The 13,331-nt window shown below is 48.5% G+C and carries 11 protein-coding genes and 1 other annotated feature; of the genes, 6 read left to right on the top strand and 5 right to left on the bottom strand.

Translation table 11 applies throughout. From position 1 onward, the window contains the following. Positions 1 to 18: 18 nt before the first annotated feature. Positions 19 to 471, bottom strand: coding sequence for a hypothetical protein (locus WFJ73_RS10255; RefSeq protein ID WP_336772927.1), 453 nt, complete (start codon positions 469 to 471; stop codon positions 19 to 21). A gap of 134 nt (positions 472 to 605) precedes the next feature. On the opposite strand from WFJ73_RS10255, the gene WFJ73_RS10250 reads away from it, so the two are divergent. Beyond that, positions 606 to 1,244, top strand: coding sequence for a class I SAM-dependent methyltransferase (locus tag WFJ73_RS10250; protein ID WP_164775332.1), 639 nt, complete (start codon positions 606 to 608; stop codon positions 1,242 to 1,244). A 57-nt stretch (positions 1,245 to 1,301) separates the two neighbouring features. On the opposite strand, the gene WFJ73_RS10245 is transcribed toward WFJ73_RS10250, so the two are convergent. Next, positions 1,302 to 2,216, bottom strand: coding sequence for an NAD-dependent epimerase/dehydratase family protein (locus WFJ73_RS10245; RefSeq protein ID WP_336772926.1), 915 nt, complete (start codon positions 2,214 to 2,216; stop codon positions 1,302 to 1,304). A 362-nt stretch (positions 2,217 to 2,578) separates the two neighbouring features. On the opposite strand from WFJ73_RS10245, the gene WFJ73_RS10240 reads away from it, so the two are divergent. From WFJ73_RS10240 to mnmH, 3 genes are all read left to right on the top strand, one after another. Further along, a complete protein-coding gene (locus WFJ73_RS10240; protein WP_336772925.1) occupies positions 2,579 to 6,250 on the top strand; it encodes a glycoside hydrolase in 3,672 nt (1,223 codons plus the stop codon). 216 nt (positions 6,251 to 6,466) lie between these two features. Further along, positions 6,467 to 7,516, top strand: a complete 1,050-nt coding sequence (selD, locus tag WFJ73_RS10235) for a selenide, water dikinase SelD (protein ID WP_336772924.1) — start codon at positions 6,467 to 6,469, stop codon at positions 7,514 to 7,516. A 25-nt stretch (positions 7,517 to 7,541) separates the two neighbouring features. Further along, entirely contained in the window at positions 7,542 to 8,576 is a 1,035-nt protein-coding gene (mnmH, locus tag WFJ73_RS10230) for a tRNA 2-selenouridine(34) synthase MnmH (RefSeq protein WP_336772923.1), read from the top strand. Positions 8,577 to 8,664: 88 nt separating this feature from the next. Here the strand turns inward: mnmH and WFJ73_RS10225 are convergent, their stop codons facing one another. Next, complete coding sequence (locus WFJ73_RS10225) at positions 8,665 to 9,069, bottom strand: VOC family protein (RefSeq protein WP_336772922.1); 405 nt, start codon at positions 9,067 to 9,069, stop codon at positions 8,665 to 8,667. 224 nt (positions 9,070 to 9,293) lie between these two features. On the opposite strand from WFJ73_RS10225, the gene WFJ73_RS10220 reads away from it, so the two are divergent. Continuing rightward, positions 9,294 to 9,770 (top strand): hypothetical protein, encoded by a 477-nt coding sequence (locus tag WFJ73_RS10220; RefSeq protein WP_336772921.1) that lies wholly within the window; start codon positions 9,294 to 9,296, stop codon positions 9,768 to 9,770. Positions 9,771 to 9,837: 67 nt separating this feature from the next. Here WFJ73_RS10220 and WFJ73_RS10215 read toward each other — a convergent pair whose 3' ends face one another. After that, entirely contained in the window at positions 9,838 to 10,332 is a 495-nt protein-coding gene (locus tag WFJ73_RS10215) for a pyridoxamine 5'-phosphate oxidase family protein (RefSeq protein WP_336772920.1), read from the bottom strand. 221 nt (positions 10,333 to 10,553) lie between these two features. After that, positions 10,554 to 10,806, top strand: a binding site (T-box leader). A 61-nt stretch (positions 10,807 to 10,867) separates the two neighbouring features. Between WFJ73_RS10215 and WFJ73_RS10210 the strand changes: the two genes are divergently transcribed. Next, positions 10,868 to 12,544 (top strand): glutamine--tRNA ligase/YqeY domain fusion protein, encoded by a 1,677-nt coding sequence (locus tag WFJ73_RS10210; RefSeq protein ID WP_336772919.1) that lies wholly within the window; start codon positions 10,868 to 10,870, stop codon positions 12,542 to 12,544. A gap of 89 nt (positions 12,545 to 12,633) precedes the next feature. Here the strand turns inward: WFJ73_RS10210 and WFJ73_RS10205 are convergent, their stop codons facing one another. Beyond that, the gene (locus WFJ73_RS10205; protein ID WP_336772918.1) at positions 12,634 to 13,188 is read right to left on the bottom strand and encodes a hypothetical protein; all 555 of its coding nucleotides are present in this window, start codon (positions 13,186 to 13,188) and stop codon (positions 12,634 to 12,636) included. Positions 13,189 to 13,331 lie beyond the last annotated feature (143 nt).

The raw sequence follows: 13,331 nt of genomic DNA, 5'->3' as shown, positions 1-13,331 counted from the left end.
TTTGTTGCCCTCCTCTTGTTATAGGTTAAACGTTCCGCCGATAAGCGTGACCGGCCCGGAGATTGTTGCCATGCCCGTACCCGCGAGCTCTGCTGTCAGGCAGTATTGTTGATAGGTTCCAATGTTCTCTGAACTTGGCAGATCGGTGAACTGCAAAGATAAAGTCTTATCTATCGTTAATATGGGAACGTCATGGCCTAGGGAGACGGAATCGACGACCCAGCAAATTAACTTATGGGCTGATGTAAACCCGCCTCGGCGAATTCGAAAAATCATGTTGATATGCTGCGTGTTCTGTAATAGAGGAGTTTCCCAGCCGATTGTTGCATAACCGTTAATCCGGGTTTGATGATCCGCAATAGGAAGAAAGATAGAAGTTAGCAAAATCTCGGTACCCGTAGCTATTGACAACGGCAGCGATCCCGTTCCGACAGAAACCTCCTGCGCAGAAAAATCTATCCAGTCGCTCAAGCTGATCTCCTCCTCGTTTCTGCTTTTCATATATTAGATTCATAGATTTAGAAGATTGCAATGTACAGATATCCCCTGGTAAATATCTGTTATGCGGAATCAAGTTTGGTTTTATGGTTACTGGAGGCGAAAAAATGGATGACGAAATTGCCAAGATGGAACGAATGTATGCAACGTCAGTAGACGATGCCATGCCGGATCATTACTATCGCTATCAATATGCGGTACGTTTTATCCGCCCTGGCGATATTTTGCTCGATGCAGCCTGCGGTTCAGGTTTCGGTACGCATTATATGGCCGCTCATTCTGCATGTACATTAGCGGTCGGAGTGGATAAGTCTCAGCACGGTTTAGATTGGGCGGTTCATCACTTCTTCTCCCACAAAACCGTTTATTGCCAGACCGATTTATCCGGCACCTTTCACGAGGAGCTCCCGCTGCCAAGCTACGATATCATCATCTGTTTCGAGACCGTCGAGCATATGAAGGATGACCAGTCATTTATCCGGAAGCTGTATCAATGCTTGAATAAAGGCGGGGTGCTGCTTATATCGGCGCCTAACGAGAACGTTATTCCTTATTTAAAGAACCCTTACTTTTTGCATGGGGTAAACCCTCATCATTTTCGTCATTATCGTCCGAAAGAGCTGCGCAATCTGCTTGTTAAGAATGGCTTTCATATCCAGCAAGCCGTAACGCAAGATAACGAGACGTACGAGATTGTGCCCGGAAGAGACGATGGATTTACCATTATTTATGTGGCCACTAAGTGAAGGGAATGAAGCAGAAAGCTAATATGCCGCTGGCTGCAGCGGCTATTAGCTTTCTTGTTATTTCATTGGCACATGCTGATAGGTTTGGGAGAGTCCTTCAAACAGACTGCTTGCAGGCCGCCAGCCTAGAAGTTGATTGGCTTTTGTATTATCCAGGCAGCTGTCCATAATATCGCCCGGCCGCTGCGGACCGTAATGGATGTCGACATTTTGACCATGGATAAGCTTTATCATATGAATCAGATTGTTAATGGAAGTGCGCAGTCCCGTGCTGATATTGACCGTTTCCTGGTCTCCATGATGGATAGCTGCCAAGTTCGCTTGCACAACATCCCGCACATAGATGAAATCCCTGGTTTGATTGCCGCTTCCGTTTACGTGAAGGGGGAGGCCTTGTTTTAACTTGTTCATAAAAATGGAAACGACGCCGCCTTCCCCGGTAGCGTTCTGCCGCGGGCCATACACGTTGCTGTAGCGCAATATCGTATAGGGGAGACCGTACATTTTGTGAAACAGCCGGATATAGTTTTCTCCAGCAAGCTTGGACAGTCCATAATAGGAGATGGGGGCTGTAACGGCATCCTCCAAATTTCTTTCTTTATTGGCATCGCCGTAAACAGCGGAGGTGGAAGAGAAAACAAGCTTACCGACTTCAGCCTGCCGGCATGCCATCATCAGGCGAATCGTTCCGACAATATTGACCGAAGCATCAAAAGCCGGGTCAGCTACCGAACGCTGGACATCGACTTGCGCGGCCATATGAAATACGATATCCGGCCTGACTTGCTTAATGATCCGCAAAGCATCATCACTATTCATATCCAGCTCATGGAGAACGGCTTCAGGATGTACGTTGTGCTTGAAGCCTGTAGATAAATTATCAATGACATGGACAACGGCACCGCTTTGAACGAGCGCATCTGTCAGGTGGGAACCGATAAAGCCGGCGCCTCCAGTAACTAAAGCTTTCATAATTCAACTCCTCAATTGACGATATGCTTCATAGTACGTGCAAGCTGCGAGCTTGGAATAATGTATATATCTCATAGACAAGAGCCAATTTATTCGCAGCGGTCTCAACGACGAATGGATAGCGGCTGCGTATTCCGTTTGTTAATTCAACAAAAAAAGCTAGGATTAGACAAAAATAGCGGCTGAAAGATGGAATTTTTAGGAGTCAAGTAGGATGTGGAGCGAAGGGGCAGGAAGTAAAATCGAGAGCGTGGAGCCCTTCATAAGATGACGTGCTCCACCTTTTTGGAGCTTTAAGAAACCGGTTTCATGAAACCGTTTTCTTAATTGGCCCGACCATTTCAACTTAAGGGGGAAGACGATTGAAACCGTTCAAGCTTAAGAAAAGAACCGCGGCAGCGATGCTGGGTACCGTCATCAGCCTTACCTCGCTGGGGAGCCCAACTTATGCGGCAGAGACTGTAAAGACACCGGTCACGTATGATGCCGTCGTAAAAGTGGATGCCTCAACCACCTTCCAGACCATCGATAACTTCGGAGCGTCCGATGCCTGGAGCATGGAGCAGCTCGGGAAGAACTGGACGGAGGAGAATAAGAACAAGGTGGCGGATCTGCTCTTCTCAAGGGACAAGGGGATTGGCCTTACCGCTTGGCGTTTCAATATCGGGGCGGGCTCAACCGAGACGGACAAAACGATCATTACCGATCCTTGGCGCCGCGTCGAATCGTTCAAGTCCTCGGAGAATGGCAATTACGACTGGAGCAAGCAAGCCGGTCAACAATGGTTCCTGCAGGCAGCCAAAGACCGCGGCGTAGATACGCTTATCGGCTTCGTCAACAGCCCTCCGGTATGGATGACGAAGAACGGCCATGCCCAGCCGGATTCCACGGTTGGATCCACAAACCTGAAGGAGGGGTATGAAGACGAGTTCGCGTCCTTCCTGACGGATGTCATTGAACATTTCAAGGAACAAGGCATTAATCTGAACTATATCAGCCCGATTAACGAACCGACCTGGGACTGGAACAAAGCTGGCCAGGAAGGCAACCGATATAACAACGACGATATTAAGCGGGTCATTCTCGAGCTGTATAAGCAGCTGCAAGCCAAAGGGCTGCAGACGCAGATCAGCGCGCCGGATGGCGTAGAGATTACGGCACTGCTGGATGACGAAGTATTCAAATCCTTCTCGGGCCAAGAGAAGTATAGTGGCGGCTCCAACAGCCTTGGCGTTGGCAAATACCGCGAATATATTAAAGACCTGCTCGGCGATCCGGAGCTTCAGGAAGCGGTTGGCCATCACATCGCTTCTCACTCCTACTGGTCGGATTACAGCAAGACGGGAGATGACCGTTACGGTACGTTAAGAGATTTGCTGTTCTCCAATTTGAACAAATACGACCGTGAAGCGGTTTATTGGATGAGCGAATATTGCATTCTCGGAGACTACGGTCCCGGCCGCGACCTTGGCATTGATCCGGCGCTTTATATCGCGAAGACGATCCATTTCGACCTGGCGAGAGCAAATGCTTCCGCATGGCAGTGGTGGACGGCGGTATCCGCGGGAGATTACAAGGACGGCCTGATCTATACAGACTTCCATAACCCGGGCGATGAACAAAATATCCTTACTTCCAAAATGTTCTGGACGCTTGGCAACTACAGTAAATTTATCCGTCCTGGCGCGGAGCGTATCGCACTCACCGGCCTTGATGATAACGCGCGTAACGGCGCGCTGCTCGGATCGGCTTACAAGCATGACGGGGAGAATACCGTTACGACGGTGTTCGTCAACGACAGCGCGAAGGAGCAGCACATCAAGGTTGAAGTCAGCGGCATCGATAAGCATGAAGCGGTAAATGTATTGAAACCATATGTCACATCGGCAGACAAGGATCTGGAGAGAGGCGTGGACATTCCGGCATCGGCTGACGGCTCGTTTGATGCGGTTATCCCGGCCCGTTCAATCGTGACGCTTAATGGCGATGTCGTAAAAGAAAACAAAAAGCCGGATGCTCCTCAAATCGTAAAGGTAGAGCCTCTCAACAAAGGGCTTAAAGTCGACTTCCAAGCTCCAAAAGGCGCATACCAATACGAAGTGGAATACGGCAGCAAAAATGACAAGAAGGTATTGAAGCTGTCGAATATGTCCACAGATACGGTTATTCTGCAAGGTCTAAAGAATGATCAGCAGTATGATGTAACTATTCGGGCAGGCAACGATAAAGGCTTTGGCCCAACATCCAAGAAAGCTTATGGCACGCCTCAGCTGCTTGCGCCATCCGGCGTAAAAGCAGCAGGCACGGATGGAGGTTTTATTCTGGCTTACAATACTCAGATTGGCGTGCCTTCTTATCGCGTTCGATACGGCACCGTGTCAGGGAAATACGATAAGCAATATGTGACCCAGGTACCTAACGGCCAGATTCAGATCGACGGACTTGCGAACGGAACGGCGTATTACGGCGTTGTGGAAGCCGTAGACGGCAACAGCTCCAGCAAGCCTACGGCCGAGTTTACCGTAAAGCCGGACATTGCCGCACCGGGCAAGCTGGTTGCGATTCCGGGCAACAGGGAAGCTTTGCTTACGTTTGGTGCTGTTGAAGGGGCTGCCGGCTATACGGTTCAAACCTCGCTGAACAATAATGTCCAGCAGATCAGCAGCAACAAGACCGTATTAACCGGTCTAACGAACGGAGAAGCGGTAACCGTCCGCGTCTCGACGATTGGCAAAGGCGGTAAAGGAACCGGCTATACCGAAACCACGGTAACGCCTGCGAATGGGGAAATCCGGTTTAAGGACGATTTTACAAGCGGTAATCTGGCAGGCTACACGCTGGACGTCAGCAAATGGGTGATGGAAGACGGGCTTCTGAAGCATGTTTCCGGGGGCAATAACCGTGGCGAGATTGGCGTAAACAATCTTTCGATCATTGACGGTACCATTACGGCAGTAGCGAAGCATGCGCTCGGCGAAGCGGATTGGGGAATTACGTTCCGCGGCAGCAGCTATTCGAAGGGTTACGTGTTTGGCTTTGAGAACGGTATTCTGTTCCTTCGCAGAGACGGACAAAACCTGGCCGAAGCCGTACCTTTCTCGCCTAAATTAGGCGAGTACTACAAGCTCGAGGTTCAGCTCGACGGTCAACATATTCAAGCCTTTCTGGACGGCAATCTCATCTTTGACGTAAAAGATTCCACGTACACAAGCGGACGCGTTGGACTGCATAGCTGGGCGGACGCGCAATTCGCTTACCTGCAGGTTGCCCGTAAGCCTGAAAACCTGACAGCGGATCCGGAAATCTATCAGATCAAAGAGGGCGACGGGCAGGTTGTGCTTCAATACAGAGAAGTAGACGGAGCGGACAGCTACTTGATCCGTTACGCGCCAAAGAATGGCGGAACAGGAACAGAGGTTGCAGCAACGCCAGGCTCATCGGTTGTAACTGGCCTTCAGAACGGTACGGCTTATTCGTTTAAGGTCGTTGCCGTTCGCGGCGGAGCTCTTTCGGAATCCGCTCCAATGGACGCAACGCCTAATTCGAATAACAAAGTCGTCTATTATGCGGATGCCGGGGACGGAACGCCTGGCACGCTGGAAGACGGCGAAGTGCTCGGCATATTCCAATCGCAAGAGGAGCAGGAATACGGCCTTGATCCCATTACGGGCATGAAGTGGGGCTATGTGGCCGATGACGGAAAGACATGGGCACAAACCTCGCCGGTAGACGCTTATGAGACGATCCGCCAATACGACGGCAACGAGAACGGCAAGGGAATCGCTTACCGCTTCCAACTGCCGGAAGGTACGTATAAAGTAACCGTTGGCTTCTATGATCCTTGGAAGGCTAGCGACCGGAATATGAACCTGACCATTAACGGCGAGACCAAGCTGAGCAATTACGTCATTGGCTCGAGCCGCGAAGCGAAGGTCTTCGAGAATATTGCGGCAGTAAACGGTGAAATTGTTGTAAAAGCGGTTAAGGCCGGCAACTCCAAGCCGATGATTGCCTGGATTAAAATCGAGAAGTAACTCTTGTTGTGAGTAAAAAGCGTGCGTTTCCACTGATGGAAGCGCGCGCTTTTTGGGTATTACGCAATCATATCCGAAAGGGAGATACGTACGAGGATTTAAGATACTACGGGCTGCTTAGGTCGGACAATTAGATTTTATCCGCATAATCCTTTATCATGAAACTATATGGTTAGCTTTATAAAACATTTCTTTATATAGAGAGGATACGAGCCAATGCCCGATACCGAAAAAATCAAACTGACTTCCTACTCCACGAAAGGCGGCTGCGGCTGCAAGATTGGTCCCGGCGATCTGTCGCAAGTCATCCGTTCCCTGCCGGTACCCGTCGCCGATCCGAATCTTCTGGTCGGCATCGATACGAGCGACGATGCGGGCGTATACAAATTAAGCGACGATCTTGCGCTGGTGCAAACCGTCGATTTCTTTACTCCTATCGTTGACGATCCGTATTCGTTCGGACAGGTAGCCGCTGCGAATGCGATCAGCGATATTTACGCCATGGGCGGCAGACCGCTGACCGCGCTGAACATCGTTGCATTCCCGATCAAGACGCTGGATAAACAAGTACTGGCGGATATTTTGCGCGGTGCGGGCGATAAGATGAAGGAAGCGGGCATTACCCTTGTTGGCGGCCATTCCATCGACGATAACGAGCCGAAGTTTGGTCTTGCCGTTACCGGCCTAATCCACCCGGATAAAGTGAGAACCAATGCGGGTTCGGTCCCGGGGGACAAGCTTATTCTGACCAAACCGATTGGCGTAGGCATTCTTACGACCTCCATCAAGAAAGACAAGCTGTCGGAGGAAGAGGTTCAGCGCGTGACGGATGTGATGGCTACGCTGAACAAGACGGCGGCAGAAACCATGGAGCCGTATAATGTGCATGCGTGCACGGACGTCACCGGTTTTGGGCTGATTGGTCACTCGCTTGAGATGGCCAAAGGCAGCGGCGTCGGAATCCGAATCCATGCAAGTGAAGTACCGGTGCTGCCGCGCGTAAGAGAGCTGGCCGAAGAAGGTTTTGTACCGGGAGGCACCAAGAACAACTTTGCCCATGTGCAGGATTCGATTACCTTCCCGGATACGCTGGATCAGATCGGCCAATGGATCTTATGCGATGCGGTAACGTCCGGAGGATTGCTTATCTCCGTGGAAGGCAGCCAAGCGGAGGAGCTTCTGGGCAAGCTGAAGCAATCCGGCGTGGAAGCGGCCATTATCGGAGAGACGGTTGCCGACCATCCGGGATGTATCGTTGTACTGTAGCTTGATCGAATAAGGAGCGGTTAACTTGTTTCAAGATATCACCATAGAGGAATTGCTGGCTTTACGGGATAAAAAAGAAATCGTTATGATCGACGTGCGTTCTCCTTCGGAGTACGGCGATTCCACCATTCCGGGCAGCCTGAATATTCCGCTCTTCGACGATTCCGAGCGGGCGGAAGTGGGCACGATCTACAAGCAGGTCAGCGTTCAGGCCGCCAAAGACCGGGGACTTGAATTATTTTCGGCCAAGCTGCCGGCGTTCATCAAATCCTTCGAGCAGATTAAAGACTCCAAAGCCGTATTCTGCTGGCGCGGCGGCATGCGAAGCAGGACGACGGCTACGGTGCTGTCGCTGATGGGAATCCGGGCTTACCGGCTGACCGGAGGCTTCCGGACCTACCGGAAATGGATTGTGGATACGCTGGAGCATCTCGAGCTCAAGCCGCAGGCGATTGTGCTGCAGGGCCATACGGGAACCGGAAAAACGGCGATTTTGCGCGAGCTTCAAGGGGAAGGTTATCCTGTTCTTGATCTGGAAGGCATGGCGGGGCATCGAGGCTCGATCTTTGGTCAGGTCGGGCAGAAGGCCAATAATCAGAAGACGTTCGAAGCTTTGCTCGTAACGGATCTGCTGAAGCTGCAAGAAGCTCCATACGTGCTGATGGAGGGAGAGAGCAAAAGGATCGGCAAAGCCGTGCTTCCTCCATTCCTGATCGAGAAGAAAGAAGCCGGGAAGCAGCTCTTTATCCGGCTACCGCTAGAAGAGCGGGTCCGCCATATCGTGGAGGACTACAAGCCGTATGAGAACAAACAGGAACTGATTGCCGCGTTTAAGCAGATCGAGAAGAGGATTCATACGCCGATTGCTGCTCATATTATGCAGGCTCTCACGGAAGACCAGTTCGAGCTGGCAGTCCGTTTGCTGCTGGAGCATTACTACGATCCGCGTTACGAGCATTCGATGAAGCAATATGAACAGGATAGAGTCGAGATTGAAGCAGGTACGATAGCGGAAGCGGTGCAAAAGGTGAAGGCTTACCTTGCTGCCTCCTCAAAATAAGGTTTAAATGCGGAGTTTGCTGTTTAACCCCAATAAAAGGGGCTATCCCATCGTCAATTAAATGACTTATGGGATAGCCCCTTTTTCATTAAGCTTGAGGCGTTGTTGTTGTAATCATCCATCTAATGCCGAATTTGTCCTCGATGTGTCCAAATAACGCTCCCCAGAAAGCCGGCTCCAACGGACAAATCACTTTGCCGTTTACCGCGAGCTTTTCGAAGGCACCACGGGCTTCAGCTTCATCAGAATATTCCAGACTCAGATTAATCGCATTTCCTTGCCTAAGCGGCTCAAACACGGAGTCGGACATGAGAAAGTTAATGCCTGCTGCAGTCATGCTAAGATTTACAACCATGTCCTTCAGCTCTTCATGCGACTCTGGAAGCTGACCGTGAGTGACAACGGACAAAATTTCCCCGCCGAGTGCCTGAACATAAAAAGCTGCCTGTGCTTTTGCGTCTTCTGACAGGATATAAGCCGTAAGATTTGCCATTTAAATAACATCCTTCCATCGCTTGGTTTAGACTGTCTTCTTCAGCCTCTATGAGGACAACGAACGAGGGATGCCCAAATCGACAAGGGTTACAAATTTTTTTTGATAAAGTTTTTCCGAGCCGGGTACTACAAAAGTTAGAACTTACTGTCGCTTTGCTACTAAGGTATGATTCTGGTAATTTCATACTGTTTTTATACGCCAGGAAAAGGGGAGAAGGAACGATGCATCCAGCTTGGGGCCAGGTATTCATGAGGAAAATGATAAGCGCCGGCATAGCTACTTTCTTATTTACCGTTATATTCGCCATATTGGAGCCGGATTTATTTCGCATTCACAATAACCTTTCATTAGGAGCGAGATTGCATGAGGCTGCAGGAATGGTTTGCATATATATGATGTACGCCGGGCCCGTCATTTACGTTTACGGATCGATGACCTCCCTGCTCAGCGATATCATTGCGCATTATGTTGCTCCAAGGCGTTGGGTTCGATTAACGGTATCCGCCGTGTTTCATTGCGTCTTTGGACTTATTCTTTATCAGGTCAGCTTATTGGCGGCCGCTCTCTTTTACTTGTCGGATACGATCTTTTCAGTTGTTCGGAGGAAGCCGTTGACTCCCAATATAACGGTGGTGAGCGTACTCCTTCCTCTGGGCTTGTGGCTCGCGAGTTGGATTTATATTCGCATAACGGGCTAAGAAAAAAACCTCATGCTTCAAGCCTGCTTCGTTTGAAATCCGAAGCGCACTTAAGCATGAGGCCGTATCAATTCATTTCCACCGTTTGATTGAGCTCGGTTCCTTCCGTATTTTTACCCATCAACCGATTGAACAGAAACTTCACCATCTTGAACTTATTGCCGGAATCCCAATACTCGGCGGCTTCGGCATCCACCTTGATTAGAACAAGGTTGGGATCGTCATAAGTCGTCTCCAATATTTCCTCGTAGGCTTTATTCCAGAACTCCTTTATTTTGTCGGTGCTTTCCACAAGCTCCGCCACGCCGCGGATGGAGACAAAGGATTTGTCCGCATAAGCAACGTTCACTTGCTTGTTCCGAAGCAGTTCATGAAATTTGTCCGTATCCTTCTTCGTCAGGAACCATAAGCTCCCGTCGAATTCGACATCCTGCGTTTTCATCGGGCGTGACACCAGGCCTTCCTCGGACACCGTTGTCAGCATTGCGATTTTGATGTCTTTGATCAGTTCCCTTACCTTCTCGATAGCTTCCTGGTTATTTGAATTTGCATGCATGCCCATCACCCCGTCCTAAAATTTATGTATCGATATAGTATTACACAAGGAACGGTCCAGTTAATCAGTTATTCATCCCGAAAAGCACGATAGGTCAGTTTTTGGCTGCGATCCTTTATTGTTAGCGCGATGAGCGGATGATGCATTACGATGGAGAAGTACAACCGGATAAAAAACGGATTATCGTTTACAAAATAGGGAATTATTCGTATTATAATAAACAATTATGAAACGCGATGACGAGAAGAGTAAGGGAATAACGTTCTTGAACAGAGAGCTTCGGAAGCTGAGAAGGAGCGGAGAACCATTCCACGAAACAAGCCTCTGAGCAGCATGACGGATCCTTATTGGGTGATGGCATGACGGGAGCTCCCGTTACAGAGCTAGGGTATAAGCATTGCATGCAATGCCGTACTTGAAGAGGTTAATATGGCGACATATTAACAAACTGGGGTGGCACCGCGGAACTTCGTCCCCAAGACTTAACGTCTTGGGGGTGGAGTTTTTTTTGTTTCACAATTCATTTTAGGAGGGTTACGAAATGGAGAATTCGAGGGAACATTTAGCGGAGCATCACATGTTTAGACTTATTAGCGAGGAGCTTGAACGGAAGCCGTTCAGCAGGGAAATGTGCACGAGATTCCCTCCCGAACCTAACGGCTATCTCCATATCGGGAGTGCTTACGCGATTCTTACAAACGCTATGATTGCGCAAAATTTCGGCGGTACCTTTCATCTGCGGTTCGACGATACCAATCCGTTAAAGGAAGATATCGAATATGTTAACGCGATCATCGAGGATATGAAGTGGCTTGGCGTAGATCCGAAAGAACACATCTATTACGGTTCCGATTATGCGGAGAAAATCTTCGATGCCGCCATTGCCCTTATTAAGAAAGGCAAAGCATTCGTGTGCGATCTGACGCCTGAAGAATTAACGGAGTACCGCGGAACTTTAACGGAGCCGGGAAGAAACAGTCCTTACCGGGAACGCTCGGTGGAGGAAAACCTGGAGCTTTTCGCAAAGATGAAAAACGGAGCATTTCCGGCCGGCTCCAAAGTATTGCGCGCGAAAATAGATATGGCATCCCCTAATATCAATCTGCGCGACCCCGTCCTTTACCGTATTATTTACGCTGAGCATTATCGGACAAAATACGACTGGTGCATCTATCCGATGTACGATTTTGCGCACCCGATACAAGACGCGATTGAAGGGATTACCTACTCGCTCTGCTCGATTGAATTCAAGGATCATCGGCCGTTGTACGAATGGGTCCTGAATGAGCTGGAGATTGCTGAACCTCCGCGGCAAAGAGAATTTGGAAGACTAAGCTTAACCGGGGTGGTCACAAGCAAGCGGTTCTTAAGACAGCTGGTGGAAGGCGGCTTCGTGGACGGATGGGATGATCCCAGACTGCCTACCATTCGCGGCTTAAGACGCCGGGGTTATACGCCGGAGAGCATCCATTATTTTATTAAAGAAATCGGAAGTATACGAAATCAAAGCACCGTAGACATTTCACTTCTGGATCATTTTGTCCGGCAGCACCTTAAGGAGAAAGCGGCAAGCGTTATGGCCGTTATGGAGCCTTTAAAGGTTACCATCACGAACTACCCGGAAGAGTCGGAGGAAATGCTGCTGATCGAAAATAACGGTGAAAACGAAGCGCTGGGTAAACGAGAGGTCTCGTTCTCCAGAACCATTTATATCGAGCGGGAAGACTTTATGGAGGAGCCGCCAAAAGGCTATCACCGGTTTCGTCCGGGCGGGGAAGTAAGGCTAAAGGGAGCTTATTTTATCCGGTGCGAAGAGGTTGTTAAGGATCCTGCTTCCGGTGAAATCATGGAATTGCGATGCACGTACGATCCGCTTACGAAGAGCGGTTCAGGCTTTACCGGGCGCAAGGTGAAAGGGACGATTCATTGGGTCTCGGCAGCGCATTGCATCCGGGCGGATGTGAACTTGTACGATACATTGCTTCTGGACGAAGAGCTGCCGAAGGACAGCGAGGATTGGACATCCAAAATAAATCGGGATTCCTTGGTTCGGAAACAGGTTCTCATTGAATCACATGTTAAGAATGCCGATCCCGAGCAAAAATTTCAGTTTCTGCGCCATGGATATTTTTCCGTTGACATAAATCTTCGTACGGAGGATCAATTGGTGTTTAACCGGGTTGTACCGCTCAAGGACAGCTGGAAAAAACCGAACTAACAAAGGGAAGGAGGCCAATTGTGATTGGCTTCCTTTAAAAAAAGCCACTCAACAATGTGAGTGACTTTTTGCAGTTCGAAAAACAAATTTTATTTATGAGGCTCAAACCAATTATCATCTTTGATTTTCTGTCTCATCTGATTTTGCACTTCAATTGCTTGATCATAACTATTGGCTGTCACTATATACAAATTACTTGAGAATTCTTCAGGTGTAGTCTTCCAAGTAATATTAATATTTTTGAAATCATCATCATAAAAAATTACTCCAAGGTTAGTAGTATCATACGGTTTCTGTTTCATATGATAACCTAGCATTCCTCTATTTATCCCCTGTTTTCTATCAACTATATACATTCTATTAAGTGGATTCTGGGTGAAATCATATCCATCAATGACTATTGATCCCTCAAAATAATGATCTTTAAACAAAGGTCTATAAATTTTACCCTTAATGAAAATTAGTGTTGGTTTAGCAGAAGAAGGATCATTTAATACAATGCTTACTGCTTCTTTTTTAACATTGATGACTTTTGTGGAGCTAATCTTATTTAGGTAAACAATACATCCAATAGCAATAACAACTATACAGACAACAGAAATTATTAATGACTTCTTAATAATATTTACCTCCATTCCAAGCATGACAAAAGATTTACATCCTATAATTACTACTGTAGAATAACCAATTTACTTCCGCAACAAAAACGAAACTTCTCGAGTCTATACAGGTACTGGGTCAGCAAAGAAATGTTTTCCACCTCTATAACAATATGTGGGACATGAAT

The organism is Paenibacillus sp. MMO-58, assembly GCF_037146255.1.
GTDB lineage: Bacteria > Bacillota > Bacilli > Paenibacillales > Paenibacillaceae > Pristimantibacillus.
Note: the sequence above shows the minus strand (reverse complement) of the source record. Positions and strands in the feature narration are given on the sequence as shown.